21 protein-coding genes and 1 pseudogene are annotated in these 26,079 nt (G+C 67.3%); 14 read left to right on the top strand and 8 right to left on the bottom strand.

All coding sequences use genetic code 11. The annotated features are described in order from the left end of the window. Window positions 1–693 precede the first annotated feature (693 nt). The 4 genes from hemE to ACCQ10_RS14865 form a co-directional block, all read right to left on the bottom strand. A complete protein-coding gene (gene hemE / locus ACCQ10_RS14880; protein WP_372361112.1) occupies window positions 694–1,758 on the bottom strand; it encodes a uroporphyrinogen decarboxylase in 1,065 nt (354 codons plus the stop codon). Between the two features lie 14 nt (window positions 1,759–1,772). After that, entirely contained in the window at window positions 1,773–2,024 is a 252-nt protein-coding gene (locus ACCQ10_RS14875) for a WGR domain-containing protein (protein WP_039414382.1), read from the bottom strand. Window positions 2,025–2,255: 231 nt separating this feature from the next. Next, window positions 2,256–3,368, bottom strand: coding sequence for a 3-dehydroquinate synthase (gene aroB / locus ACCQ10_RS14870; RefSeq protein ID WP_372361111.1), 1,113 nt, complete (start codon window positions 3,366–3,368; stop codon window positions 2,256–2,258). Beyond that, window positions 3,365–3,907, bottom strand: a complete 543-nt coding sequence (locus tag ACCQ10_RS14865; RefSeq protein WP_372361110.1) for a shikimate kinase — start codon at window positions 3,905–3,907, stop codon at window positions 3,365–3,367. Before ACCQ10_RS14865 ends, aroB begins: the two co-directional genes overlap by 4 nt. A gap of 217 nt (window positions 3,908–4,124) precedes the next feature. Here ACCQ10_RS14865 and pdxH point away from each other — a divergent pair, with 217 nt between their 5' ends. The 8 genes from pdxH (at window position 4,125) to ACCQ10_RS14825 (ending at window position 10,210) form a co-directional block, all read left to right on the top strand. After that, window positions 4,125–4,724: a pyridoxamine 5'-phosphate oxidase gene (pdxH, locus tag ACCQ10_RS14860; RefSeq protein WP_184556528.1), complete on the top strand. Its 600-nt coding sequence runs from the start codon at window positions 4,125–4,127 to the stop codon at window positions 4,722–4,724. A gap of 306 nt (window positions 4,725–5,030) precedes the next feature. Beyond that, window positions 5,031–5,447, top strand: coding sequence for a YjfI family protein (locus ACCQ10_RS14855; RefSeq protein WP_039414395.1), 417 nt, complete (start codon window positions 5,031–5,033; stop codon window positions 5,445–5,447). Between the two features lie 12 nt (window positions 5,448–5,459). Then, entirely contained in the window at window positions 5,460–6,233 is a 774-nt protein-coding gene (locus ACCQ10_RS14850; protein ID WP_039414398.1) for a PspA/IM30 family protein, read from the top strand. Between the two features lie 27 nt (window positions 6,234–6,260). Then, window positions 6,261–7,340: a potassium channel family protein gene (locus ACCQ10_RS14845; protein ID WP_372361109.1), complete on the top strand. Its 1,080-nt coding sequence runs from the start codon at window positions 6,261–6,263 to the stop codon at window positions 7,338–7,340. After that, on the top strand, window positions 7,337–8,014 hold the full coding sequence (locus tag ACCQ10_RS14840) for a YjfK family protein (RefSeq protein WP_204243605.1): 678 nt from the start codon (window positions 7,337–7,339) through the stop codon (window positions 8,012–8,014). The genes ACCQ10_RS14845 and ACCQ10_RS14840 overlap by 4 nt, the downstream gene beginning before the upstream one ends. 34 nt (window positions 8,015–8,048) lie before the next feature. Continuing rightward, on the top strand, window positions 8,049–8,453 hold the full coding sequence (locus tag ACCQ10_RS14835; RefSeq protein ID WP_372361108.1) for a DUF350 domain-containing protein: 405 nt from the start codon (window positions 8,049–8,051) through the stop codon (window positions 8,451–8,453). 13 nt (window positions 8,454–8,466) lie between these two features. After that, a complete protein-coding gene (locus ACCQ10_RS14830) occupies window positions 8,467–9,042 on the top strand; it encodes a DUF1190 domain-containing protein (RefSeq protein ID WP_039414410.1) in 576 nt (191 codons plus the stop codon). A 1-nt stretch (window position 9,043) separates the two neighbouring features. Beyond that, entirely contained in the window at window positions 9,044–10,210 is a 1,167-nt protein-coding gene (locus ACCQ10_RS14825) for a glutathionylspermidine synthase family protein (RefSeq protein ID WP_372361107.1), read from the top strand. Window positions 10,211–10,740: 530 nt separating this feature from the next. Here the strand turns inward: ACCQ10_RS14825 and ACCQ10_RS14820 are convergent. Continuing rightward, window positions 10,741–12,109: pseudogene (locus ACCQ10_RS14820) on the bottom strand (MFS transporter). A 98-nt stretch (window positions 12,110–12,207) separates the two neighbouring features. Between ACCQ10_RS14820 and soxR the strand changes: the two are divergent. From soxR to ACCQ10_RS14790, 6 genes are all read left to right on the top strand, one after another. Next, window positions 12,208–12,654 carry a redox-sensitive transcriptional activator SoxR gene (gene soxR / locus ACCQ10_RS14815; RefSeq protein WP_372361106.1) on the top strand — a complete coding sequence of 149 codons (447 nt, stop codon included), beginning with the start codon at window positions 12,208–12,210 and terminating at the stop codon, window positions 12,652–12,654. Between the two features lie 394 nt (window positions 12,655–13,048). Then, complete coding sequence (locus ACCQ10_RS14810; RefSeq protein ID WP_372361105.1) at window positions 13,049–15,028, top strand: M1 family metallopeptidase; 1,980 nt, start codon at window positions 13,049–13,051, stop codon at window positions 15,026–15,028. 749 nt (window positions 15,029–15,777) lie between these two features. After that, window positions 15,778–18,933 carry a TonB-dependent receptor gene (locus tag ACCQ10_RS14805; RefSeq protein WP_039409335.1) on the top strand — a complete coding sequence of 1,052 codons (3,156 nt, stop codon included), beginning with the start codon at window positions 15,778–15,780 and terminating at the stop codon, window positions 18,931–18,933. A 307-nt stretch (window positions 18,934–19,240) separates the two neighbouring features. Continuing rightward, window positions 19,241–19,999, top strand: coding sequence for a SapC family protein (locus tag ACCQ10_RS14800; RefSeq protein ID WP_372361104.1), 759 nt, complete (start codon window positions 19,241–19,243; stop codon window positions 19,997–19,999). 4 nt (window positions 20,000–20,003) lie between these two features. Next, entirely contained in the window at window positions 20,004–21,050 is a 1,047-nt protein-coding gene (locus ACCQ10_RS14795; protein WP_372363132.1) for a cupin-like domain-containing protein, read from the top strand. Between the two features lie 176 nt (window positions 21,051–21,226). After that, a complete protein-coding gene (locus ACCQ10_RS14790) occupies window positions 21,227–22,744 on the top strand; it encodes a tryptophan halogenase family protein (protein WP_372361103.1) in 1,518 nt (505 codons plus the stop codon). A 48-nt stretch (window positions 22,745–22,792) separates the two neighbouring features. Here the strand turns inward: ACCQ10_RS14790 and ACCQ10_RS14785 are convergent, their stop codons facing one another. From ACCQ10_RS14785 to ACCQ10_RS14775, 3 genes are all read right to left on the bottom strand, one after another. Next, window positions 22,793–23,800 carry an MBL fold metallo-hydrolase gene (locus tag ACCQ10_RS14785; RefSeq protein ID WP_372361102.1) on the bottom strand — a complete coding sequence of 336 codons (1,008 nt, stop codon included), beginning with the start codon at window positions 23,798–23,800 and terminating at the stop codon, window positions 22,793–22,795. Between the two features lie 224 nt (window positions 23,801–24,024). Beyond that, the gene (locus tag ACCQ10_RS14780; protein ID WP_039409344.1) at window positions 24,025–24,426 is read right to left on the bottom strand and encodes a hypothetical protein; all 402 of its coding nucleotides are present in this window, start codon (window positions 24,424–24,426) and stop codon (window positions 24,025–24,027) included. Between the two features lie 197 nt (window positions 24,427–24,623). Then, window positions 24,624–26,021, bottom strand: a complete 1,398-nt coding sequence (locus ACCQ10_RS14775) for a trypsin-like serine peptidase (RefSeq protein WP_372361101.1) — start codon at window positions 26,019–26,021, stop codon at window positions 24,624–24,626. Window positions 26,022–26,079: the final 58 nt, after the last annotated feature.

Genomic DNA, 26,079 nt, shown 5'->3' with positions numbered 1-26,079 from the left:
CGCCGTGCCTTCGAAGAATTGGCGCAAACGACGGCAATGCCGGGTTTATCGACGTGAAGCCGAACTGGCTTGAGAGCGGCATGCGAGGGGGTGATGCGATCTGGAACGCGGTGCGGTGAATTCATCGGCAAATCGCAACCGGGTTTGCAAAAACACCCAGCAAAATGCGCGAGGACGTGCATCGGCTGGGCCGGCTGCCAGCGGGCTCAGCGTTGCGCTGTCCTGCGCCAGCCGCTCTACGTGCGCTGGTGAGGGATCAGACCAATCGGCTGTGACGCTGCAGACGCAGCGCATCGACTGACAGCATGAGCGCCGTCACAAATCGGTATGCGTGTGCAGAGGCCGGCTGCGGGCTGCCTGCCCTGGCCTGCGGTATCGCCGGGCATGCGCGTGTGGGCAGCGCTTGGCATGGGTTGGATGCCACGACCGACGCCGCAGCGTCGGCGGGAGTGAGTCCAGGAGGCTGACGCATCGGCGTTGATGCGCGGTATTACGACGACCCGATGCTGGTGTTGAAGTCAGCGTTCCGACGCGGGCGGTGTCGGCCCGTCAGCGCGTACTTAGGCGCATGCTGGTCGAGTTTCCATAGCGTGAGCCGACGCCGTTTGCACTGCTCGGCCAGCACACGAACGTGTTCTGGCCTGATTTTGCGGCAACCGACAGCACGCGCGGTGCCGTCGGTTGCAGGGCCCGTCAGCGCTTGCTCAAGCTCTGCACTGCCTCGACCAGCACGCCTACGTGTTCCGGATTCATGTCTGGCGACATGCCGTGGCCAAGGTTGAAGACGTGGCCTTCGCGCGAGCCGCCGCTGCCCTGGGCGTAGCTGTCCAGGGTCTTGCCGACCTCGGCGCGGATCGCGTTGGGCGAGCCGTACAGGGTGGCCGGGTCCAGGTTGCCCTGCACGGCGACGCGGCCGCCGGCGCGCTGCGCGGCATCGGCCAGCGAGATGGTCCAGTCCACGCCCACCGCTTCGGCGCCGCTGGCGGCCAGATCGGCCACATAGGCGCCGTTGCCCTTGCCGAACAGCACCAGCGGGGTGCGCTCGGCGCCATCGCCGCGTTCCAGTTCACGCGCGATGCGGGTGAGGTAGGGCAGCGAGAATTCGCGGTACATCGCCGGCGACAGCACGCCGCCCCAGGTGTCGAACACCTGCAATGCCTGCGCACCGGCCGCACGCTGCGCGGCCAGGTAGGCGATGACCGCATCGGTGACGGTGCCGAGCAGGTGGTGCAGCAGCTCCGGCGCGTTGAAGGCCATGGCCTTGATGCGCGCGTACTCCTTGCTGCCGCCGCCTTCGATCATGTAGCAGGCCAGCGTCCACGGGCTGCCGGAGAAGCCGATCAGCGGCACGGACCCGTCCAGCTCGCGGCGGATCACGCGCACCGCGTCCATCACGTAGCGCAGTTCGGTTTCCATGTCCGGCACGCCCAGGCGGTGGATCGCGGCGGCATCGCGCACCGGGTGACGGAACTTGGGGCCTTCGCCTTCGACGAAGTACAGCTCCAGGCCCATCGCATCGGGGATGGTCAGGATGTCGGAGAACAGGATTGCCGCATCCAGCGGGAAGCGCTGCAGCGGCTGCAGGGTCACTTCGCAGGCGATGTCCGGGTTCTTGGCCATGCCCAGGAAGCTGCCGGCGCGCGCGCGGGTGGCGCGGTACTCCGGCAAGTAGCGGCCGGCCTGGCGCATCAACCATACGGGGGTGCGGTCCACGGGCTGGCGGTTGAGGGCGCGCAGCAGACGATCGTTCTTGAGCATGGGAAGGTGTGTCCTCAGCGCGGCGCGTCGGCGCCGCCGGTGATGAGTTGGAAGCCGCGCTTGAGCTGGGTGTCGCGGGCCTTTTCGAAGGCCCGGTCTGCCTCGTCCTGCAGCAGGTACTGGTCGCGCCGGAGTTGCGTGCGTCCACCGATCTGGCCGCTCTCGCGCAGCAGTTCCCAGCCACCGAACAGATCCGGTTGCAGGGTCAGCTGGACATAGCGGAGCGGCTCGTTGCCGCCGGAGTCGTGTTGCAGGAGGATGCGCATGTCACCGATTGTAGCCGGGCGCTGCTGAAGGCTGGGGGGCAGCAGGCGCGCCGGGTTGCGCCGGGAGCGCTGGCAAGCAGGGATTGCGTAGGAGCGCACCTGGGCGCGATGGGGATTTGCTGGCAAGCCCCGTCGCGCCCGGGTGCGCTCCTACAAGGAGCGGGCGTGGGGGCGGTCGACGGCAGTTGCGTGCGGCCATGCAGCGTTGCGTGCCTGCCTGGCCGGCGGGCCTCAGCCGGCCAGGATCTCCAGCACCGCAGCCTCGTCCACGTCCTGCACCACTTCGGCCTTGCCGATGCCGCGCCAGAGCACCAGGCGCAGGCGGCCGGCGACGTTCTTCTTGTCCAGCCGCATGCGGCCCAACAGGGCGTGCGGCGCCAGGCCGGGCGGGATCTCGGTCGGTAGCTCGAACTCCTGCAGCAGGGCGCGCAGCGCCTCGGTGTCCTGCACATCGCTCATGCCCAGCGCGGCCGACAGGCGCGCGGCCAGCACCATGCCCACCGCGACTGCTTCGCCATGGTTGAGGTTGTCGTTGCCGGGCGCGCCGTAGCCTTGTTCGGTCTCGATCGCATGGCCGAAGGTGTGGCCCAGGTTGAGCAGGGCGCGCTCGCCCTTTTCCAGCGGGTCGCGCGCCACGATGTCGGCCTTGTGCTCGCAACTGCGTGCGATCGCCTGTGCGAGGGCGTCGGCGTCGCCTTCCAGCAACGCCCGGCGTTCGGCATGCAGCCACTGGAAGAACAGCGGGTCGCGGATGGCGCCGTACTTGATCACCTCGGCCAGCCCGGCGCGCAGCTCGCGCGCGGGCAGGGTGTGCAGGGTGTCGGTATCGGCAATCACCGCGCGTGGCGGGTGGAAGGCGCCGACCAGGTTCTTGCCCTGCGGGATATCCACCGCGGTCTTGCCGCCGACCGACGAATCCACCATCGCCAGCAGGCTGGTGGGCAGCTGCACGCAGTCCACCCCGCGCATCCAGCAGGCCGCGGCGAAGCCGGCCAGGTCGCCGACCACGCCGCCACCGAGTGCGAACACACAGGCGTCGCGGGTGGCGCCGAGCTCGGCCAGTGCGGCAATCGCAGCGGCAAAGTTGTCCAGCGTCTTGGAGGCTTCGCCGGCGGCGATCACCAGCTCGCCCAGCTGCAGGTCCGGGCGCGCCTGCAGCAGCGCGCTGCGCACGCCGGCGGCGTAGTGCGGTGCCACCTGGGTGTCGCTGAGCACCAGTACGTGGCGGCCGCGCACATGGCTGGCCAGGCGTGCACCGTCGGCCAGCAGGCCGGGCGCGATGGTGATGGTGTAAGGCTGTGCACCGTCGACATCGACGCTGCGGCTGGAGCGGGGGAGTGTCATGCAGGGGTACTCGACATGCGCCATTGTGCGGCCAGGCGCAGCACCAGCTGCGCGGTGGCTTCGGCGGGGGAAAAGTGATCGGTTTCCAGGGTGAGGTCGGCCACGTCCTGGTACAGCGGGGTGCGATGCGCGGCCATCGTGTGCAGCACCTGCTCGCGGTCGGCGCGTTGCAGCAGCGGGCGGTTGCGGTCGCGCGCCAGGCGGGTCAGTTGCGCCGGCACGCTCACGTGCAGATACACCACGAATCCGCGCGCGCGAATACGCTCGCGGTTGAGCGGATCCAGCACCGCGCCGCCACCGGTGGAAATGAGTTTGTTGTCCTGCTGCAGCAGCGCCTGCAGGGTCTGCGCCTCATGCTCGCGAAAGCGTGCTTCGCCGTGTTGCTCGAAGATGGCCGCGATGCTGCTGCCCACGTAGTCGACGATGGCCTGATCCACATCGACGAAATCCAGCCCGAAGCGCTCGGCCAGGCGTCGGCCGATACAGCTTTTTCCGGCGCCCATCGGGCCGACCATCACGAGATTGGGAGCGGGGTTCATGCGCAGGGATCCTAGCATTCACGCTTGCGCACCGGGCCGGTTGGCGCGCGCCGAATCCATCGCGGCCGCCAGCACGCCGCGCGGTGCGGTGGCCCTGCAACGCCGCATGTCGTGCGCCCGTGCCCTGGGCCAGCCACGCCGGCTGCGACAGCCGGGCGTAGGACAAGTGCCGGCGATGCGCCCACAATGGACGCCCCTCCTGCCGCCACGCACCGCCATGCCCGATCTGTACGCAGAAGCCCTTGCCACCTTTACCGCGCTGTATGCCGAGGCGCAGGACAGCGCCGAGCTGGAAGCCAGCGCCATGACCGTGGCCACCGCCACCGTGGATGGGCGGCCGAGCGCGCGCACTGTGCTGCTCAAGGCCTTCGATGCGCGCGGATTCGTGTTCTACACGCACCTGGACAGCGCCAAGGGGCGCGACCTGCAGACGCATCCGCAGGCGGCGCTGCTGTTCCTGTGGCGCAGCCTGCGCGAGGCCGGCATCCAGGTGCGCATCGAGGGCGGCGTGCAGCTGGTCAGCGCAGACGAAGCCGATGCCTACTTCGCGTCACGCCCGCGCATGAGCCAGATCGGCGCCTGGGCGTCGCTGCAATCGCAGACGCTCGGCTCGCGCGCCGAGTTCGACGCGGCGATCGCCAAGGTCGAGGCCACCTTCGACGGTCGGCAGGTGCCACGGCCGGATGGCTGGGGCGGCTTCCGGGTGGTGCCGCAGGCGTTCGAGTTCTGGTATGGCGCCAGGTTCCGCCTGCACGAGCGTTGGCGGTACGAGGCCGATGCGGCCAGCCACTGGACCAAGCGGATGCTCTACCCATAACGCCCGCCCGACGCGGCGGCGCGCACGCTGGCGGCCGCATCGTTGGCGCGGCGGTGCCGGGGCCGCTGCCGCACCCAATGCGTCCGCCTGGCAGGGCCGGCACGCGCGGCGGCGTGTGCAGCGGGCATGCGGCGCAGCGCTGTGCGGCATGCGCCGGAACGGGGCGCACCCGGGCGGTGCCGGCGGTCGAACGCCGGCACTTGATGCCGCCTGACCGGTGCCGAACGGCACGTTCTGCCGGTCGCGAACAGTCTGTAGTATGTCCGCCCATTGCTTGACCACCGTTTCCAAAGGACAGGACATCGTATGACGCAGTACACCACTGTCGAATTGCACGGCCTGTTGGCCGAGCGCTACCGCGGCCAGCCGATCGAGGTCGAACTCATCGACGGGCTCGAGCCGGCGATCAACCTCACCCTGGCCGACCACGGCGACATGCAGATCCAGGTGGCCGCCTCGGGCTCGCAGGTATTCGTGTCCACGCTGCTGGCCAATGCCGACCAGGTCAACGACCGCGCCGCGTTCAACGACGCCTGCCTGCGGCTCAACCCGCTCAATCCCCTGTCCAACCTGGGCCTGGTGCAGGTCGACGGCAAGGACAGCTACGTGGTCTTCGGTGAGCTGTCGGCGTCGTCCACGCTCGACCAGATCGACGAGGAAATCCAGACCCTGGCGGCCAATACGCTGGATGCCGCCGAATCTCTCAAGCCGTTCTTTTCCTAAAGGCGTGTTGTCATGAGTATTTTTTCCAAACTGATCACGCTGCTGCGTGGCACCGCACACGAGACCGGCCAGAAGGCGGTCGATGCCAATGCATTGCGCATCCTGGACCAGGAAATGCGCGATGCCGGCGCCCAGCTCACGCGCTCGCGCGAAGAGCTGACCAAGCTGATGGCGCAAAGCAAGCTGGCCCAGCAGAAGATCGACGCGCGCGCCGGCAAGATGGCCGAGTACACGCGCTATATCGAAGGTGCGCTGGCCAAGAACGATGAAGCGCTGGCGCACGACGTGGCGGTCAAGCTGGCCGCGCTGGAAAGCGAAGACGCCGGCGACAAGGCCTCCAAGGCATCGCTGGACCAGTCGGTGGTGACGCTCAAGGCCACCATCCAGAAGACCGAGAACCAGCTGCGCGGCATGCGCCAGCAGATCGACACGGTCAAGGCCACCGATGCGGTGCAGAAGGCGCAGGCGGCGATTGCCGCGCGGCATTCCGGCGCCAGCAGCAAGATGGGCTCGGCACTGGAATCGCTGGAGCGCATCAAGGCGCGTCAGGCCGAAACCTCGGCGCGCATCGAATCGGCCGAAGAACTCGAAGCGTCCAGCGGCGATGGCGATCTGAATCGGCGTCTGGCCGCGGCCGGACTGATGGAAGGCGAGTCCAACGCGGCCGCCGTGCTGGCGCGCTTCAAGAAGCCCGCCGCGCAACTGGGCCACGACACCACCAGCGGGACGGCCCCATTGATCGGCCAGGTGCGCGACGTGCAGCAGGTTCCGCGTAGCGACAGCTGACCGCAGCGCCACGGCACAGGACGCGCCATGATCATTGTCGGCCGGGTGTACCGGGTCTTGCGGCGGCATGTGCGCCGCGTCAGCTGGGGCATGGTGGCGCTTGCGCTGCTGGCCCACATGGGCCTGAGCTGGGCACTGTTGCGGTTGGCCGGCGAGCACAAGCTCGTCGGCCTGGACGCGTTTCCGTATTACTACATGACCACCGCCACCACGATCGGCTACGGCGACCTGTCGCCGGGCTCGGTGCCCGGGCGCTATATCGCCGCGTTCGTGTTGATGCCGGGCGCGGTGGCGTTGTTTGCCACGGTGCTGGCCAAGACCAGTGCGGTGCTCATCACCTTCTGGAGGCGTCACTACATGGGCAAGATGGCCTACGACGCGTTGCGCGGGCACACCATCCTGATCGGCTGGCAGGGCGCCGCGTCCAGCCGCCTGCTGGACCTGCTGCTGTCCGATACCGCCACCGACGATGAAGGCGTGGTGCTGATCGCCGAAGGCATCACCGAAAACCCGATGCCCGACCACATGCGCTTCGTGGCGGCCGAGTCGTATACCCACACCGAGGTCTATCTGCGTGCCGGCATCGCGGGCGCCGCGCGGGTGATCGTCAACCCGCCGTCCGACGACCAGACCCTGGCTGCGGTCTTTGCGTTGATGGCGCATGCGCCGGCTGCGCATGTGGTGGCGCATTTCGATTCGGCCAGCGCCGCACGCCTGGTCAACTGCCATTACCCGGCCATCGAGTGCACGCGCCCGATGACCGCCGAGATCCTGGCCCGCGCCGCGCAGGACCCGGGCAGTGCCGCAATCACCGCCGAGCTGCTGTCGGTGGACGATGGCCCCACCCAGTTCAGCCTGGCCGTGCCCGGTACTGTCGAGACGCTGGACTACAGCCGGCTCGCGGCCGAGTTCAGCCAGCGTGGCGCCCTGCTGCTGGGCCTGCGCGCGCCCGACGGCGCGCTGCGCTTGAACCCGCCAGCACGCACTGCTGTCGCCGCCGGTGCCATGCTGTACTACCTGGCCGAGCAGCGTGTGCCTGCACAGGCCATTGCGTGGGCCGCGCTGCGCGCCGAATCCCCCATTTCCGCATCGCCACGAGGTGTCTGACGATGAGTTTTTTCAGCAAGTTGTTTGGCCAACCGCAACCGCCGCCACTGCCGACCTCCGGCACCGGTGCGATCGGGCATGCGCTGCCGTTGGGCCTGCGCGTGGGGGGGCAGGTCGAGATCGATACCACGCTGTACCGCATGGCGCCGGACGCCATGACCGCCGAGCTGCCGGGCGGGCATCAGGGCATTCCATGCTACGGCCACGTCAATCTGGGCGATGGGTATTCGCTGCACCGCTTCTATCTGGATGACGATGCGTTCCTGCAGGTCACCACCGTGGGCGGCGATCTGGAAGCGATGAAGGCGTTCGTGTATTGCGAGACGGTGAACCCGCCCAGCAAGCAGGCGTTTCAGGAGTTCGTGATGCAGCATCCGCACCTGGGCGCGGCGCAGATCGACTACGCCGGCAAGCGTTGGCACCGCGCCACACAATCCACCGACGACACTGCGCGCATCCCGCCGATCGCCTATGACGAAGTGCTGTACCGCTACCAGCCGCCGCGTCGCGATGGCGACCTGACCCACTACGCCATGCTCTATAGCCGCGAGGTGCCCGAGCTGCAGCGCGAGGAGTTTCTGCTGGTCACCGGCGAAGATTCCGGCCCCAACGAATTCTGCGTGACCTACGCAGTCGGCATCGATGTCACCGTCGCCGATCTGGATATCACCTGAGCGTGCGCTCGCCCTTCACTCAACCGGTCCTGTCATGAACCCGATCAACCTGCAGAGTTTTCTCGCGTTTCTTTCGTATTTCGGCACCGGCCTGGGCGTGTTGATCGTCTCTGTGGTACTGGTGACCCTGGTGACGCCGCACAAGGACTTCACCCTGCTGCGACAGGGCAATGTAGCCGCCGCCACGTCGCTGGCCGGCAACCTGATCGGCGTGGCACTGCCGCTGCATTCGGCCATCACCCACTCGGTGAGCCTGGCCGATGCCTTGATCTGGGGCCTGGTGGCCTGCGGCATCCAGGTGGTGGCGTATCTGCTGGCCAATCTGGTCGCCGGGCGCATCTCGCGCCAGATCACCGACAACGTCACCGCTGCGGGCATCTTTTCTGCGGGCGTGTCGATCGCCGTGGGCCTGATCAACGCCGCGGCGATCACGCCGTAACGGAGCCTGCGCCATGAAGCGATCACGCAATCTCAAATTGACCCTGATGGCCGCCTTGCCGGCGGCCCTGGTCACCGGCTGCGGCTCGGAGCCGGAAACCGGCGTGGTGTTGCAGTCGGCGTCCGACTGCTACCAGGTCAAGCAGGAACAGAGCGACATCCAGCAATGCCTCAAGGCGTATGACGAGGCGGTGACCAAGCATCAGCAGGCCGCGCCGCGCTTCAACACGCGCTACGAGTGCGATGAGCAGTTTGGTAGTTGCACGGCCGTCCAGAACCCGCAGGGTCAGCAGAGCTGGATTCCGCCGATGGGCGGGTTCTTGCTGGGCTATGCGCTGGGCAACATGACCGGCGGTGGCGGCTATCGCTATGGCGGTGCGATTCCGCTGTATCGCGATTACCGCAGCGGCGGCTTCTACAAGCCCAACGGCGATCTGGCCAGCAACCGCATCGGCACCGTGCGCGGGCGCAGCGGTGCGATCGACATGCCGACGCGCGCCATCACCGTATCGCGCTCGGGCTTTGGCTCCAGCGCGGCGGCACGCAGTTCGTTCGGCAGCGGCGGGCGCAGCTCCGGGTTCGGCGGCTGACATGCAACGCATCCTGATCCCCGAACGCGCGGACTGGCGCACGCAGGCCGAATCGCTGGGCTTCCACTTCCACACCATCGACGGCGCGCCGTATTGGGACGAAAGCGCCTACTACGCGTTTTCATTGCAGCAGATCGAAGAGGACATCGAAGCGCCCACCCAGGACCTGCACGACATGGCGATGCAGCTGGTGGACGAGGTGGTGGGCTCCGAGCAGCTGCTGACCCAGCTGGCCATTCCGCCGTTTTACTGGGACTGGATCGCCACCTCCTGGAAGAACCGCGACCCGCACCTGTACGGGCGCATGGATCTGGCCTATTCGGGCAATGGCCCGGCCAAGTTGTACGAGCTCAATTACGACACGCCGACCTCGCTGTATGAGGCCGCGTATTTCCAGTGGCTGTGGCTGGAACAGCAGATCGCCAGCGGTGTGCTGCCAAACGGTACCGATCAGTACAACCTGATCCAGGACCTGCTATGCGAGACGCTGGGCGCGCTGGCGGTGGATGGCGCCATTGGGGCGCAGATGCATTTCGCCGCGGTCCGCGATTCGCTGGAAGACCGCGCCACCGTGCGTTACCTGCGCGATTGCGCGCATCAGGTCGGCATCGCGACGGAAGAAGTGGCCATCGAAGACATCGGCCTGAGTGCAGAGGGCTGGTTCACCGATGAGCAGGACCGGGTGATCCAGACCTTGTTCAAGCTGTATCCGCTGGAATTCATGATGGAAGAACGCTTCGGCCCGGCGTTGATCGCCAACCGCGTGCGGCTGATCGAACCGGCATGGAAATCGGTGCTGAGCAACAAGGGCATCCTGCCGCTGCTGTGGGAGCGCCACCAAGGGCATCCGAACCTGCTGGCGGCGCGTTTTGCGCAGGCCGGCGAAGCGCCGGCTGCAGGGTGGGTGCGCAAGCCGCTGCTGTCGCGCGAGGGCGCCAACATCGCGCTGGTCACGGCACAGGGCGACGCCGCGCAGACCGACGGCCCGTATGTGGATGGCCCGGCGATCCTGCAGGCGCACCATCCGTTGCCGGTGTTCGATGGCCGCCATGCGCTAGTGGGCAGTTGGGTGGTGGCCGATCGCCCGGCCGGGCTGGGCATGCGCGACGACGATGGCCCGATCACCCGCGACACCTCCCGCTTCGTGCCGCACGTCATCGTCGATTGACCGGCAGCGGCGCGGGCATCGCCACTGCCAGGTGGCGGTGTGACGTGCGTGATCCACCGTCTTGTATGGTGCACCGGACCCCGGTGTGCCGGAGGTTGGCGAGGACTGCTGCCAGCGCATGTCACCCAGCGGCGCAGGCCGTGCGGATCGTGCGTGACACAGGCGCCGGCGTTGCGCAAGGCCTCGGTTGGCTGCAGGGCGCTGCATCTTTTCCACACCCCCTGTGGATGGAACTTGCACAAGGCTGTGGACAACTGCGTGCAGGCCCCGGCCTGCAACGCTGTCAAGATGGGTGGCGAAAAAATGACCAGTCGTTCGCAGGGAACGATCGGCCGTGGTTTTCGCAGCGATCCCGGCAGAATCGGCAAAGTCCTGCGAGGCGCAACCGGGATCGCAGCGGTGCGCTGCGCCAGCCAGGCATGGCGGCTCTGCAAGCTGCGCGCGCTGTTTCCCTCCGGCCCGCCGCACACTGCCACCATCTCCACACGCGTGGGCACGGCCATACACCACGTGCAGCAGCGCTGTGGTGATCACACCCGCCGCGCCACCACGAAGCTCGCTACCGCCAGTAGCCAGGCCAGTGCGAAGACGCTGAGATAAGCAGCCGGCGTTGCCGAAGCCAGCAACGCGGCAAACAGCGCGCCGGCCAGGGCCAGCATGCCGGCCACCGCGATCGCCTCGCTCAACTGCAGCGCCGAGCTGTTGGCGCCTTGCTGCGCGGGCGGCGACAACGACAGCGTCAGCACCGACAGGCTGGGATACAGCAGCCCCATGCCCAGGCCGGTCAACGCCCAGCCGGCCACCGCCACCGGCACCGGAATCACCGGCCAGACCGCGCCCGCGCTGATCGCGATGCCGAGCATCATCAGCAAGGCACCGGTCTTGAGCAGGCGCGGGCGCGACCAGCCGGCGCGGCTATGGCCCTGGTACCACGAGCCGCTGAACCACCCCAACGCGCCCACGCTCAATGCGATCCCGGCCAGCAGCGGCGACAGCCCGCGCTCGCGCGACAGCAGCAGCGGCAGGAACGCCTCGAAGCCGAAGAACGCCGCCGCCGCGATGCCGCGCAGTGCGATCACGCTGGGCAGTCCGCGTGCCAGCGTCAGCGTGCCGGCGGGCAGCAGGCGCCAGGCACATGCCACGGTGAGCACCAGCGCCGGCACCATCGCCACCAGCGCCGGCAGGCCATGCAGCTGGCCGCCCAGGTACACGCCCAGCGCGCCCAGTGCCGCGCCGATGGCCCAGCCCAGCAGTGCGCCGGACTGGCTGGACCGCGCGCCGGACCAGCGCCGCCCACGCAGCGCCGGCCACAGCATCAACCCGGCCGGAATCGCCAGCAGCGGCACCGAGAGGAATACCCAGCCAGCCGATGTGTTGCACGATCAACCCGCTGATGCCCGGGCCGATCAACGACGGCACCACCCAGCCGGCAGAGAACGCGGCAAACACGCGTGGCCGCAATGCTTCCGGATACAGCCGCCCGACAATCACGTACAGGGCCACCGAATACGCACCGGCGCCCAGCCCCTGCAGCAGGCGCCCGGCGATCAGCCAGTGCATGTCCGGCGCCAGGCCGGCGATCAACAGGCCGATCACAAAGCACAGCAGGCCGCTGCCCAGGGCAGCGGCGGGGCCGTGGCGGTCGCTCCAGCGGCCGGCCGCGGTCATGCCCACCACGCTGGTGGCCAGCGTCCCGCCGAAGGCCAGGGCGTAGAGCGGCAACCCGTTCAACTCGCGCGCCACGGTCGGCATGGCGGCGGCGACGGCCAACGATTCGAACGCGTTGAGCGAGACCAGCGCAACCATGCCCAGCGTGGCAGCGCGATAAGGGGCTGCCAGGATCGAGGTGGGCGGCGCGTCGTCGCGGGGGGCGGCGGGCAAGGCGGTATCGGTGGGCATCGAACATCCAGAGCGAGTGAGCATGGGCGTGACCCGAAGCGCTTGCGTCGGTCACGGCCGCGCAGCATCCTGCCTCAACCAAGGTTGAGGTCAAGGCAATGCAACGTGAGTTGTCCGTGGGCGAAGTGGCCAGGCGCAGCGGTGTGGCGGTGTCGGCGCTGCATTTCTATGAGCGCAAGGGGCTGATCCGCAGCCTGCGGACCGCGGGCAATCAGCGCCGTTATGCGCGCGATGTGCTGCGGCGGATTGCGGTGATCCGTGTTGCGCAACGGCTGGGCGTGCCGCTGCAGCAGGTGCTGGACGCGTTTTCGGTGCTGCCCGATCAGCGTACGCCCACGCGGGCGGAATGGGCGCGCATGTCCGCGCGCTGGCGCGGCCAGCTGGATGCGCGCATCAGCGAGCTGCAGGCCTTGCGCGACCAGCTCACCGATTGCATCGGCTGTGGCTGCCTGTCGCTGCGCCGCTGTCGCTTGAGCAATCCCGACGATGCACTGGGCGACGATGGCGATGGCGCGTTACGACTGGGCAGCCTGACGCGGGGCTAGCCGGGCGCGCGGCAGCGTGGTGCTGCCGTGCGGCAGGAGCGATGGCAGCAATCGGCACGCCTGCCTACTGTGTCTGCCCGCGCTGCGCATGTCTTCCATCGACCTCAGCACTGCGCGCACCTCGTCCGCATCGGTGTGGTGATGAGCCGATGATCGGGCGGTCGCGTGTCGACCACCGCCGTCGATCGCGGCGATGCCAGGCGATGGCCGCCTGCATCAAGCGCCTGAAGGGCGCTGGCGCCGTCATCGACGCGCCTTGGCGCCCCATCGCGCGCGGGTTCCCCGCGTCATGCCCGTGCCGCCACCTCGCATGCCGCCAACCGGGACCAATGGCAGTGCCGTGCCCGGCGAGCGGCGCCGTAGGATGGGTATCCCCCCGTCGCAGGACCCGAGCATGTTCCCCACCATGCGCCGTTTGCTCACCGTTGCCGTATCGCTGGCGTGTGCCAGCGCACCCCCGCTTGCGGTTGCCGCCGCGCCGTCAGGCACGTTCGACCCGCTGGCGTTGTTCGCACCGCTGCAATTGCCGGATGCGCCCACCGCCTACCGCAGCGGCAGTGGCGTGCCGGGGCCGCTGTTCTGGCAGAACCGCGCCGATTACCAGCTGGAGGCCACCATCGACCCGGCCAGCCACACGCTCACGGGCGAGGCCGCCATCCACTACACCAACCACAGCCCGGACGCGCTGGACGTGCTGTGGTTGCAGCTGGACCAGAACATGTATCGCGCCGACGCACGCGCGGCCGCCAGCCGTCCTTCGCGGCGCACCGAGTTCAGCGATGGCATGCAGATCGCCGGTGTGGAGATCGACACCGGCGGCGGTCGCACGGCCGCGCACTTCATCGTCGACGACACCCGCATGCGGGTGGATCTGCCGCAACCGCTGGCCGGGCAGGGCAAGGCACTGACCCTGCATATCCGCTACCGCTATCGCATTCCCGGCACCTGGGGCGGGCGCACTGCCTACAGTGCCAGCAAGCACGGCGAGATCTACGAGATGGCGCAGTGGTACCCGCGCATGGCGGTCTACGACGACCTGCGCGGTTGGGATACGCAACCGTACCTGGGCTCGGAGTTCTATCTGGAATACGGCAACTTCGATTATGCGGTGACCGTGCCGGACGGGTTTGTGGTGGCCGGCTCCGGTGCGTTGACCAATCCGGAGCAGGTGCTCAGCCGCGCCCAGCAACAGCGCCTGCAGCAGGCCCGCAACAGCGACCGCACGGTGCTGATCCGCACGCCATCGGAGGTGGCCGCGCAGGCCGTTCCACCGGCAGGCAAGGGCACGCGCACCTGGCGCTTCCATATGGAGCACACCCGCGACGTGGCGTTTGCCGCATCGCCGGCGTTCGTCTGGGATGCGGCGCGCATCAACCTGCCGGACGGCAAGCAATCGCTGGCGATGTCGGTGTATCCGGTGGAAGGCGTGGGCGCGGACAAGTGGAACCGCTCCACCGAGTACGTCAAGGGCGCGATCGAACATTTCTCGCAGTGGTATCCCTATCCGTGGCCGGCGGCGATCAACCTGGGCGGTTACGGTGCGGGCATGGAATATCCGGGCATCGTCTTCGATGGCTTCGAAGATGGCGGCAAGGACCTGTTCTGGATTACCGCGCACGAGATCGGCCACACCTGGTTCCCGATGATCGTGGGCTCCAACGAACGCCGGCACGCGTTCATGGACGAAGGCTTCAATACCTTCATCGACGTGTATGCATCGGACGCCTTCAACAAGGGCGAGTACGCGCCCAAACGCGATTCGGAATATGCACCCAAGGGCGGTAACCCGGTGGAGGAGATCCTGCCGTTGCTGGCCGACCGCAAGGCACCGACCTTGATGGATATCGCCGATGCCACCAGCGAAACCTACCGCCACCCGCTGACCTACTTCAAGGGCGCGCTGGGCCTGGTGTTGTTGCGCGAGCAGATCCTGGGCCCGGAACGGTTCGACCCGGCGTTTCGCAAATACATCGCCACCTGGGCCTACAAGCATCCGACCCCGTCGGACTTCTTCCGGCTGATGGAAAGCGAAAGCGGCGAAGACCTGAGCTGGTGGTGGCGCGGCTGGTATTTCAACAACTGGCAGCTGGACATGGGCATCGCCAGGGCACAGTACATCGATCACGACCCGGCCAAGGGATTGCAACTCACCCTGCGCAGCCGGCAGCCCCTGGTGATGCCGGTCACCGTGCGCGTGGATCTGGCCGATGGCAGCCATCTGGACCGTCGCGTGCCGGTGGAGAGCTGGCTGCAGACCACCACACCGACGCTGACGCTGCCCACCACCCAGAAGGTCCTGCACGTCACCCTGGATCCGGATCACGCAGTGCCCGATGCCGATCGCAGCGACGATCGCGTGGATGTGATCGGCTGATCGTCGCCAGCAGGCGTTGCCGGCAGGGACAGGCGTTGCCGATCCCGGTCGGCAACGCCTGTTGCCACTAGGCGCTGCACGCACCCCGTGGCCCGCAATCGATTGCGACGTGGCTGCCGTTCTTGCCAATGCGATGGACCACGCTGCGCCGTTGCGCGCCTGCGCCTGTCGCTGGCGATGGCATCGCGTCCATCGCGTGCGCGCCACCTCCGCCATGCGGAACGCGGGCGTCGCTGCCGCAGGCCTTTTCGACATTTGCGCAGTCGCCGCGTCGCGCTGCGCTAACGCCGTTGCAGTGTGCAAAGTTCGCCGTGTCTGTCGACGGTTTTTGCGCAATCCGTTGATAACGCTTACAGCCGCGCCGCCATTGAAAGCGGCTTGCGGACTCAAGCGGCTGCCGTATCGGCTGTAACCGTGCAGGCCAATCACTATGCTGCAACGCACGGTGACAAGGCCTTTATCGCCTGACTAGGCTGCGCGGCGTGTTAGCGCTATCACTGGCTGACATGCAGTGCAGGGCATGCATCGCGGATGCGCCGCCGACACCGTGGGGTGGGTGACGCCCGCAGCATGCACCGCACAACGCAGGGCGACGATCGAAGGGGCGATCGCCGGCATGCGCGTCAGGGGACCTTATTCAAAGCAGTACTGTTCGCCACTGCCCCGTCGGGCAGTGGTCATGACACTGCCGTGTCGCAGGCCGCAACATCGGCCGTAGGCGGTTGGACTCCACTCCCGAGGACACATCGATGCGTCGTACGTTGAACAGCTTCAAGTCGAAGGCCATGTTCACCTTCGTTGGTGGCCTGTTGGTCATCAATCCCGCGTTTGCGCAGGATGTCGCTCCGCCGACGCCCGCGCCGCAGTCCAGCAGCGATGCCGCCACCACGCTCGACACCGTCAACGTCACCGGCATCCGCAGCAGCCTGGATCAGTCGATGGGCATCAAGCGCGATGCCGCCGGTGTGGTGGATGCGATCAGCGCCGAAGACATCGGCAAGTTTCCGGACACCAACCTGGCCGAGTCGTTGCAACGCATCACCGGTATCTCGATCGAACGCCGCGATGGCGAAGGCGCGCAGGTCACCGCGCGCGGCTTTGGGCCGCAGTTCAATACCGTCACCCTCAACGGCCGCCTGATCCCCGGCGCCGACGCATTCGGCGCGCCCGGGCAGACCCCGATCGGCGGCGTGGACGTGGGCACGCGCGCGTTCAACTTCGCCCAGCTCGCCTCCGAAGCCATCACCGGCATCGAGGTGTTCAAGACCAGCCGCGCCACCGCCCCCAGCGGCGGTATCGGCGCGACGATCAACATCCAGACCGACAAGCCGTTCAATCACGAAGGCGTGGTGGCCAATGCAGGCGCCAAGATGGTGTCCGACCGCTCGCAGCCGTTCGGCGACTCGCTCACCCCGGAAGTGTCGGGCATCTTCAGCTACACCAACCCGGACAAGACCTTCGGCATCGGCTTGAGCGCCAGTTATCAGAAGCGTCACGGCGGTTCGGTGCAGGCCACCGAAAACCGCTGGAACATCCAGCGCTGGACCGGCACCGACCCGGCATTGCGTCCGGACACCGTGGTGACCAACGCACCGGCGATCGGCCAGCTCTACGGCATGCCCAACGACATCCGTTACGCGTTTGCCGATTTCCAGCGCGAGCGCATGAACGGCCAGGCGGTGATGCAGTTCGCACCGACCGACAGCCTGACGCTGACCCTGGACTACACCTATTCGGCCAACGAAATCCGCGAAGAACGCGGCGAGCAGGGCATCTGGCTGCAACGCGCCAACAGCTTCACCAACCTCACTTTCGATACGGGCCAGACCGTGGCCACGCCGGTGTATCTGCGCGATGTGCCCAACGGTGCCAAGGACTTCGGCATGGAGCAGCAGCGCAACGAGCAGAAGTACACGCTCGGCTCGCTCGGCTTCAATGCGGACTGGCAGGTGAGCGACCGCTTCCAGCTGACCTTCGATGCGCACAACTCCAAGACCCAGAGCCTGCCCAACGATCCGGTCACCGGAGGCAGCGCGACCTATTTCAGCTTTGCCGGAACCAACAACTGCGTCAACGGTCCTTCGTGCGGCGGCCAGTGGGGGCAGGAGCTGTGGTTCAACAATTCGCTGCCGATCGGCGCGCGCACGTGGTACCCCACCGTCGCCGATTCGCTGGCCGGCACCAATGGCGTGGTCAATCCGGATTTCACGCCCAACAATCTCGGCTCGCAGGTGCAACGCATCTACTATCAAAAGCAGGTCACCGAAACCAAGGAAGGCCGCCTGGACGGCAAGTTCGATTTCGATGACGGGCGCTTCCAGTTCGGCGTGAGCTCGTCCAACACCACCATGCACCGCCTGACCAGCGACAACTACTCCACGCTGGGCGACTGGGGCGTGGCCAATGCCGGCAACGAGCCGGGCATGGTTGCGTTGCTGCAGCCGGTGAGCATCGTGGGCATGTTCGACGACTTCAACGCCAACGGCGCCGCGCGCAATGCCTGGCGCGGCGACGCCAGCCAGCTGGCGTTGTGGGGTGGCAGCCAGTACGGCGCGCAGACGCGCTACAACCCGCTGTACAGCGCCAACAACCAGGTCGAAGAAAAGACCCGTGCCGCCTACGTGCAACTGGAGTTGACCGGCGATATCGCCGGCATGACCGCCAACACCCGCCTGGGCCTGCGTTACGAGCGCACCGATGTGGAATCCACCTCGCAGGTTGCCACGCCCACGGCGCTGCAATGGCAGGCCAACAACGACTTCCAGCTGCTGCGCTCCACGGAGCAGCAGCCCTTCAGCGAGAAGACCAGCTACAACTACATCCTGCCGAATCTGGATTTCAGCCTGGACATCACCGACCAGCTGAAGGGCCGTGCGTCGTTTGGCCAGACCATTGCGCGCGCACCGTACAACAACCTGCTCGCCGGGCCGACGCCCAATACGCCGGCCGGCTCGATCCTGATCAACCCGTCCAACCGCGCCAGCGGCGATTCGCAGACGCCGACGCTGGACCCGCTGGAATCGGACAACCTCGACCTGGCGCTGGAATGGTATTTCGCCGATGCCAGTTACGTGTCGGCGACCTTCTGGAACAAGCGCGTCAGCAACTTCATCGGCACCACCGTCTCGCGCGAGACCCTGTACGGGCTGACCGACCCCACCTCGGGCCCGGATGCGCAGGCGGCACTGGCCTTCCTGCAAAGCGGTGCCTGCGCCGCGCAGGTCGGCGCAGCCGGCAACGACGTGGCGGCGGCCTGCTCGGCCAACGACACCTCGCTGTTCGCCGCCACGGCCCTGCTGCGCAACGCCGCGGCCACCGGTGGCCTGGGCGCCTACAACGGCAGCTCTGCGCAGAGCCTCGCCCTGGAAAACGCCTACGACCTGGTCGGCACTGCGGCCGACCCGCTGTATCAGTTCGACGTGTCGCGGCCGATCAACCAGAACAAGGCCAACATCCACGGCTGGGAACTGGGCGGGCAGTACTTCTTCGGCAGCACCGGCTTCGGCATCTATGCCAACTACACCATCGTCGAAGGCGATGTGGCCTTCGACAACAACGTCATCGACCGCGACCAGTTCGCGTTGCTGGGCCTGAGCGATACCGCCAACGTGATGCTGATGTTCGAGAAGTACGGCTGGAGCGCACGCCTGGCCTGGAACTGGCGCGACGAGTACCTGATTGCGGCCAACCAGGATGCCTCCAACCGCAACCCGTACTACGTCGAGGCGTACCAGCAGTTCGATCTGAGCGTCAGCTATGCGCTCAACAAGCAGCTGTCGGTGGGCTTTGAGGCGATCAACCTCACCGGCGAAGACGTGCGTTGGCATGGTCGGTCGGAGAAGCAGATCGTGCGTCTGATCGATCAGCAGCCGCGCTACACCCTGGGTGTGCGTTACGCGTTCTGACGCCGCGTCGCAGGCACGTACCGGCAGCTCCGGGCGGCCGTCCTGTTCGGGTGGCGGCCGCGACCGGGTGACTGCGGCGGGGGTTCGCCAGCCTGTGTTCGTCGTGCAGCCGCAGTCGTGTGGCTGCACGGCGGATGCAAGCAGCGCCAACGCGATGCGCGGGCATTGGCTCGCGCATCGCGCATGTTGCCCTGCGGCTTGCCGGCCTCCCGGTTTTTGGCAATGCTCGGCGTTCGCAGGCGCGCCGGGCGTGCGATCGATCCCTTTCCCACTGCAGTGCGCCGATGGATGCCTGCCGGAGTACCAGATGACGCGATACGCCGTACTCAACAACGTGACGCATCACGACCTGCGCGTCATCCTGCGCTTCGGCCCCGAGTTCGGCGATGCCATTGGCCTGGTGCCCGCGTTCGTGACCGAATACGCCGACCTGCAGCGCGAGTACCCGCTGTTTTTCCGCAGGGACCCCGCCGGCAGCGGCTACCAGTCCGTGGCCTTGCTGGGATTTACCCAGGACGAAAACCTGTTCCTGCAGGAAGGACGCTGGAACGCCAGCTATCTGCCCGGCATCGTGGCCAAGGGCCCGTTTCTGATCGGCTTCCAGGAGCAGCGCATCGACGGTGCGCTGGTGCAGGAGCCGGTGATCCACATCGACCTGGAACATCCGCGCGTCAGCCGCAGCGAAGGCGAGGCGGTGTTCCTGCCACAGGGCGGCCATAGCCCGTACCTGGACCACATCATCGGCGTGCTGCGCGGCATCCGCGAGGGCGTGGATGCCGGGCAGGCCATGGCCGCGGCGTTCGATGCGCTGGGTCTGATCCAGCCGGTGCGCCTGGACGTGGCGCTGGACGCGACCCACGCCGCGCAGCTGGACGGCCTGTTTGCCATCGACCGCGAGCAGCTTGCCGCGCTCGATGCGCAGGCGCTGCACCAGCTGCACCAGGCCGGCTATCTGGAGGGTGCGTTCCTGATGCTGGCATCGCAGTACAACCTGCGCCGGCTGATGGCCGAGAAGCAGCGCCGTCTGCAGCAGGCGCATGCCGCGCCTGCTGCTGCATACGCCTGATCGCATGGCCGTCGCTGTCTTGCATCCGCCCGCTGCAGCGATCGCCGGCATTGCCGAGCGCAACGACTGCCGGCCCGACGCCTTGCCGCTAGCCGCGCTCTGCGCAGCAGCCGAGCCGGTGGTATTGCGTGGCCTCGCACGCGACTGGTCGCTGGTGCAGGCCGGCCTGCGCAGCCCGGAGCAGGCCATGGCGCAGCTGCGCGCGCACGATGACGGACGCACGTTGCAGTACTCCTACGGCGGACCGGAGATTGCCGGCCGGCCGTTCTACACTGACGACTGCAGCGCACTGAACTTCGAAGTACGGCGCGGCAGCATCAGCGCCTTGCTGGATGCGATTGCCGCGCATCGCGATGACCCGCAGCCGCCGACGTACTACCTGGCCTCGCTGCCCATCGACGCTCACCTGCCCGGCCTGCGCGCGCACAACGACCTAGCGGTTGCCGCTGGCGGCATCGCCGTGCAGCCGAGCATCTGGATCGGCAATCGCGTCATTGCCTCCTGCCATTACGACGCGCCCGACAACTTGGCCTGCTGCGCGGTGGGGCGGCGCCGCTTCACCCTGTTTCCGCCCGAGCAGGTCGCCAACCTGTACCCGGGGCCGCTCGAGCCCACGCCCGGCGGCCAGGTGGTGAGCATGGTGGATGTCGCCAACCCGGATCTGCAGCGCTACCCACGCTTCGCGCAGGCGCTGGCGCATGCGCGCACCACGGTGCTGGAACCGGGCGATGCCCTGTTCATTCCCGGCATGTGGTGGCATCACGTGCAATCGCTGCAGCCATTCAATGTGCTGGTCAATTACTGGTGGAGCAGCGCGCCCGCGCAGCTGCCCGCCGCGATGCCGGCGCTGTACCACGCCCTGTGGGCCATCCGCGACCGCCCGGCCGCGGAAAAGGACGCATGGCGCGCGCTGTTCGATTATTACGTGTTCGGGCCTGCGGAACGTGCCGGTGCGCATCTGCCCGAGCAGGCGCGGCAGGCGCTGGGCCCCATCGATCCGATCCTGGCGCGCCAATTGCGCGCCATGCTGATCGGCAGGCTCAACCGCTGACGGGCCGTTTCGTCCTGCATGCAGGCGGTGGGGCAATCAGTGGTACTGCCGGGAGAGCAGGCGGCACCGCAAGCGCGTGCGGGACCCGGCGTCAGCGGCCTGCGCACCGGCTGCTGCAGCCGCCTTGATGGCCTGCATCGCCTCAGCCACCTCTTATCCATCCACGGGAGTTCGCAGTGACCCAGGCTCAAATTCGCAAGGTCGTCATCGCCGGCGGCGGTACCGCCGGCTGGATCGCTGCATGTGCGCTGTCGCATCAGTTCCGCAACCTGCTCGACATCACCCTGATCGAGTCCGAGCAGATCGGCACCGTCGGCGTGGGCGAATCGACGGTGCCGCCGATCCGTACCTTCCATCGCTTCCTGCAGATCGACGAACAGGAATTCCTGCGCGAGGTGGCCGGCACCTTCAAGTTGTCGATCTCTTTCGAACATTGGCTGCGCCAGGGCGAGCGGTACATCCACCCGTTCGGCATCACCGGGCAGAGCACCCTGGTGTGCGCATTCCATCATCTGTGGCTGGAAAGCCAGCGCCGCGGCATGCGCGGCAGCTTTGGCGACTACTGCCTGGAGACCGTGGCATCGCGCGTGGACCGGTTTGCGTTGCCGCGCGAGCCGGCGGTCAATTACGCCTATCACCTGGATGCGGCGCTGTACGCGCGCTTCCTGCGTACCCGCAGCGAGGCCTGCGGCGTGCAGCGGATCGAAGGCAGGATCCAGCAGGTGACGCAACATCCGGACAGTGGCGATGTCGCCAGCCTGGTGCTGGAAGACGGCCAGGCCATTGCTGGCGATTTATTCATCGACTGCAGCGGGTTCCGGGGGCTGTTGATCGAGCAGACGCTGCACACCGGCTACGAAGACTGGAGCCATTGGCTGCCGTGCGACCGCGCCGTGGCGGTGCAGACCGAAGCGCTCGGCCCGCCAGTGCCGTACACCCGCGCCATTGCGCACCAAGCCGGCTGGCGCTGGCATATCCCGTTGCAGCACCGGGTCGGCAACGGCCTGGTGTTCTCCAGCCGCCACCTGTCCGACGACGAGGCCCACGCCAAGCTGCTGCGCGATGTTGCCGCCCCGGCGGTGAAAGACCCCTGGATGGTGCCGTTCCGCACCGGCCGCCGGCTCAAGGCCTGGAACAAGAACGTGGTGTCGCTGGGCCTGGCCAGCGGCTTCATCGAGCCGCTGGAGTCGACCAGCATCCACCTCACCATCTCTGCGGTGGTGCGGCTGCTGACGCTGTTTCCGGCAGAGGGCATCGCGCCATCGCAGGTGCAGTTGTTCAACGACGTCAGCCGCGCCGAGATGGAGCATGTGCGCGACTTCGTCACCTTGCACTACCACGCCACCCGGCGCGACGAGCCGCTATGGCAGCAATGCCGGGAGATGGAACTGCCCGAGTCGCTGGCACTGCGCCTGTGCGCGTGGCGCGAACGGGCGCATGCCTGGCAGGCCGCAGATGAACTGTTCCGCGTCGATTCCTGGACGCATGTGCTCATGGGTCAGGGCCTGATGCCGGAACAGCACCACCCGCTGACGCGCGCGTTTTCCGACCGGGATCTGCAAGGCCTGCTCAACGGCATCGCACAGCCGATCCGGCATGCGGTGGATCAGTTCCCTTCGCAGCAGGCCTTCATCGAACGCTATTGCCAGGCCAGGCCGGAGGTCTGGGGAGCGCGCAAGCCGGCCATCGCCTAGCCCGCGTCGTGCAGCGCGTGGCCTGCCGATTGCCAGGCCACCGTTGCGCTACAGCCGCATCAGGTCGGTGCCCACCACGATCGGCCCGCTGTAGTGCTTGCGCGCGCCTTCGCTCCACATCGCATCGGTGATGGTCGGGTCGCCGCCGGGCACGAAGTGCGTGAGCACCAGCTGCCGTGCACGGGCGGCCGCGGCGATCTTTCCGACCTCTTCGCTGGTGGAATGGCTCTTGAGCAGATGGTCGAGCAAGCTGGGCGCGTTGTCGTTGGTCTTGAGCATCCTTTCCAGTGCGGGCAGGTACATCACCTCGTGCACCAGGATGTCGGTGTCCTCGGCAAACGCCGCCAGCGCAGGCAGGTAACGCGTGTCGCCGGAGAACACCACCGTGCGGTCGCGCGCGGCGAAGCGGTAGGCAAAGGCCGGCTTGAGCGTGTAATGGTCCACCAGGGTGGCGGTCACGGTGACCTGGTCGTTCTGCAACACCGTGCCGGGCTGGTCGAACTCGTGCACATGGATGAGCTGCTTGAACGGTGGGCGGCCTTCCTCGCGGATGCGCGCGTCGATGTCGATGGCGTTCATCTCGACAAACGCATCCACCATCCTGGCGATTCCCGGCGGCCCGTAGAGATGCACCGGTGTCTGCAGGCCGCTGGCCCAGGCCAGCCACACCACGTTGAGCAGATCGGCGTTGTGATCGGAATGATGGTGGGTGAGAAAGACATCGCGCAATGCCGGCAGCCGGATGCCGGCCTTGGCCAATTGCTGCGCCACGCCATTGCCGCAATCGATGAGGTAGGGCTGCCCGTCGATTACCAGCGCATTGGCCGCCGCTGCGCGCAGTGGCGATGGTGTTGGCCCGCCCTTGGTGCCCAACAACACCAGCACGCTGCCCTTGGCCGGAAACGGCGTGGGGGCTGCCGCACCTCCGCTGGCACGCGCGTGGCTGGCGCCGGATGTGGACGCCGCCGCGAGCGGGCTGATGGCGGTCAACAGTCCTGCGGACAGTGTCAGCTGCAGCACCGCGCGACGGGAGCAATGCGGTAGAGGCTCGGACATGACAATTCCCTGGGCGCCGGAGGGGGGAGTGTGCCGGGAGTGGTGCCGCGCCGCCATCGCGGTGCGCCCGCCTGGGCAGCAGCGTGGCCGGTGCCGATACAGCAGATGCAACACGCCGCGGGCGCAAGCGGGCGGGCGTGGGTGATGCGGGCCGGCGGGCGGTCTGGCTGCAGCAGCGCGGGCCAGCGGCACCTTGCGCTGCGCGGTGCACCACGGCGACCCGCTCACAGCTGGCGAGCGATGAAGTCGGCCAGTGCGGGTGAGCGGTAGAAGCCCATGCAACGCGCAAAGATGGCGTTGAACGGGCCGCGGCGTGCTTCGTCCTTCATCGGCACTTCGCTGCGATCGAACTCTGCGGTGCTGGCATCCACGAATCGTTGCAGGCGATCGGTCGCCCCGGCCTTGGCATTGTCCATTGCGTAGGTGGTCAGCAGGTACGAGCGGTCGCGCAACTGGTCCTGCGCATACTTGCCGCTGCGCACGTAGTTGTTGTCCAGGCAGCGCTGCAACGCATAGGCCTTGACCTCGTCCGGGTTGGCCGGTTTGCCTGCGGCCAGTGCGTTGCCCAATGTCAGTGTTGCCAGTGCAGCGATCCACACCACGTGGCGATGACGATGAAACGGCATGGAGCATCTCTCCGCGAACAAACCCCAAGTCTGCCCGAACCGCGCAGTGACGACGCTGCAGGTCCGGGATGCCCCGCTGGCTACCGTTGGCAATGGGGCCCCAGGATGCATCGTGCTCGCGTGCTGACATGCGCCAGCCAGGGTGCATGTGGACCAACGTGGCAGGCGACAGGGCGCCTGCCACGCATCGCGCGCGCTTACTGCCCGAAGAAGGTGGAGATCGACGAGTACACGTCCGAGAAGCGCGAGTAGTAATCAGGATCGGTCTGCGCGGTGCAGTACGAATAGCCGCCATACAGGCCGCCGCGCAGCTGATACGCACCGCCGCTGGCGATGGTGAACAGACCCGAGCCGGACGAGCCGCCTTCGGTGACACCATCGTTCCAGACAACGCGATAGAACGGGCTCTGGCCGTCGATGGACGTGTTCAACCCGGTGACCGTGCCCAGTGAATACTTCTTGACGTCGCCGGAGGGGTGGTGGATGCCCACGATCGAGGTCCCGGTCGCGCCGATCGCCGCGCTGTTCCAGGCTGCGTAGAACGCGCCGCTGGGCGGTGCGGTCTTCAGCTCCAGCAGCGCGGTATCGCGCGTGGTGTTGGCATGGCGCAGGAATGCGCCGCCGGTCAGCGTGGTGGCCTGCGAACTGGCGGTGTTGCCGTTGCAGCTGGCCGCGTCGTAGAACCAGTAGGTCTGTAGCGTATTGGCCACGGTCTGGGTGCTGATGCAATGCGCGGCGGTCCAGAACAGGTTGCGCTTGGGCGTATTGGTGTTGTTGAGCAGGGTGCCGGTGCACAGGAACGAACCCTGGCTGGTGGTGAACACCATGCGCGCCACCGCTTTGGCGGCGCTGGTGAAGCCCGTGGTGGGGTTGGCGCGGCACACGATGTCGTTCTGGCAGGAGTCGCTCTCGCCAATGGCAATGGTCATCATGTCGCGCGGGCTGGCGGTGGGGCTGATGTCCAGATGCGACAGCTGCGGAATGCTCAGGCTGAAGTTTTCCGGATACAGGCCGGCCGGCAATGACAGCTCCACCAGCAGGTGTTCGCCGCTCACGGTCGGCGACCAGCCGATGGCATCGCCGGTGCCGGTGAAGCTGGCGCCGGATTGCTCGAACACGCGGCCATCGTCGCCGGCAAAGCGCAGCGTCACCCGGGACGGATCACCCGGCGTTGCACCGGCGCCGCGCAAGACCAGTGCCGCGCGCAGCGAGGCGGCCTGTGCAGAGCCCAGCTTCAGGGTTGCCACGCGTGAGCCGTCGCCGGCCATCTGCCAATCGAGCTTGGCCAGGTTCACCAGCGGCTGTGCAACCGCGCGCGAAAAGCCGATCTGCAGCGGCTGGCCGTGCTTGACCTGCGCGATGCGTCGTTCACGCACGCTGCCGAGTTCCTTGCTGCTGGGCGCGGCCAGCTGCGCCACCTGTGTGGGCAGGATGCCGCCGCGCAGGCTTGCCGACTGCAGCGTGGCTGCGCCGAGCTTGGCGGCCTGCGGCGCAGTGCTGACCGGTGCGGCATCCATCTCGGTGGGCGGCGCGGCCAGTGCGGCGCTGGAAACGGCAGAGAGCAGCGCGAGATACAACGCATTCTTGCGAATCATGGGTAGTCCTTCTCGTCAGGGAACGGCAGGCGGCGGCGGGGGCCGGCAGCTGCGGCGC

Source organism: Xanthomonas sp. NCPPB 1325 (genome assembly GCF_041477645.2).
GTDB classification, from domain to species: Bacteria; Pseudomonadota; Gammaproteobacteria; order Xanthomonadales; family Xanthomonadaceae; genus Xanthomonas; species Xanthomonas cannabis.
Note: the sequence above shows the minus strand (reverse complement) of the source record. Positions and strands in the feature narration are given on the sequence as shown.

Coding starts and splice junctions, on each gene's coding strand:
- hemE (WP_372361112.1), bottom strand. CDS start 1,758: ATGCTCAAGAACGATCGTCTGCTGCGCGCCCTCAACCGCCAGCCCGTG.
- ACCQ10_RS14875 (WP_039414382.1), bottom strand. CDS start 2,024: ATGCGCATCCTCCTGCAACACGACTCCGGCGGCAACGAGCCGCTCCGC.
- aroB (WP_372361111.1), bottom strand. CDS start 3,368: ATGACACTCCCCCGCTCCAGCCGCAGCGTCGATGTCGACGGTGCACAG.
- ACCQ10_RS14865 (WP_372361110.1), bottom strand. CDS start 3,907: ATGAACCCCGCTCCCAATCTCGTGATGGTCGGCCCGATGGGCGCCGGA.
- pdxH (WP_184556528.1), top strand. CDS start 4,125: ATGCCCGATCTGTACGCAGAAGCCCTTGCCACCTTTACCGCGCTGTAT.
- ACCQ10_RS14855 (WP_039414395.1), top strand. CDS start 5,031: ATGACGCAGTACACCACTGTCGAATTGCACGGCCTGTTGGCCGAGCGC.
- ACCQ10_RS14850 (WP_039414398.1), top strand. CDS start 5,460: ATGAGTATTTTTTCCAAACTGATCACGCTGCTGCGTGGCACCGCACAC.
- ACCQ10_RS14845 (WP_372361109.1), top strand. CDS start 6,261: ATGATCATTGTCGGCCGGGTGTACCGGGTCTTGCGGCGGCATGTGCGC.
- ACCQ10_RS14835 (WP_372361108.1), top strand. CDS start 8,049: ATGAACCCGATCAACCTGCAGAGTTTTCTCGCGTTTCTTTCGTATTTC.
- ACCQ10_RS14830 (WP_039414410.1), top strand. CDS start 8,467: ATGAAGCGATCACGCAATCTCAAATTGACCCTGATGGCCGCCTTGCCG.
- ACCQ10_RS14825 (WP_372361107.1), top strand. CDS start 9,044: ATGCAACGCATCCTGATCCCCGAACGCGCGGACTGGCGCACGCAGGCC.
- soxR (WP_372361106.1), top strand. CDS start 12,208: ATGCAACGTGAGTTGTCCGTGGGCGAAGTGGCCAGGCGCAGCGGTGTG.
- ACCQ10_RS14810 (WP_372361105.1), top strand. CDS start 13,049: ATGTTCCCCACCATGCGCCGTTTGCTCACCGTTGCCGTATCGCTGGCG.
- ACCQ10_RS14805 (WP_039409335.1), top strand. CDS start 15,778: ATGCGTCGTACGTTGAACAGCTTCAAGTCGAAGGCCATGTTCACCTTC.
- ACCQ10_RS14800 (WP_372361104.1), top strand. CDS start 19,241: ATGACGCGATACGCCGTACTCAACAACGTGACGCATCACGACCTGCGC.
- ACCQ10_RS14795 (WP_372363132.1), top strand. CDS start 20,004: ATGGCCGTCGCTGTCTTGCATCCGCCCGCTGCAGCGATCGCCGGCATT.
- ACCQ10_RS14785 (WP_372361102.1), bottom strand. CDS start 23,800: ATGTCCGAGCCTCTACCGCATTGCTCCCGTCGCGCGGTGCTGCAGCTG.
- ACCQ10_RS14780 (WP_039409344.1), bottom strand. CDS start 24,426: ATGCCGTTTCATCGTCATCGCCACGTGGTGTGGATCGCTGCACTGGCA.
- ACCQ10_RS14775 (WP_372361101.1), bottom strand. CDS start 26,021: ATGATTCGCAAGAATGCGTTGTATCTCGCGCTGCTCTCTGCCGTTTCC.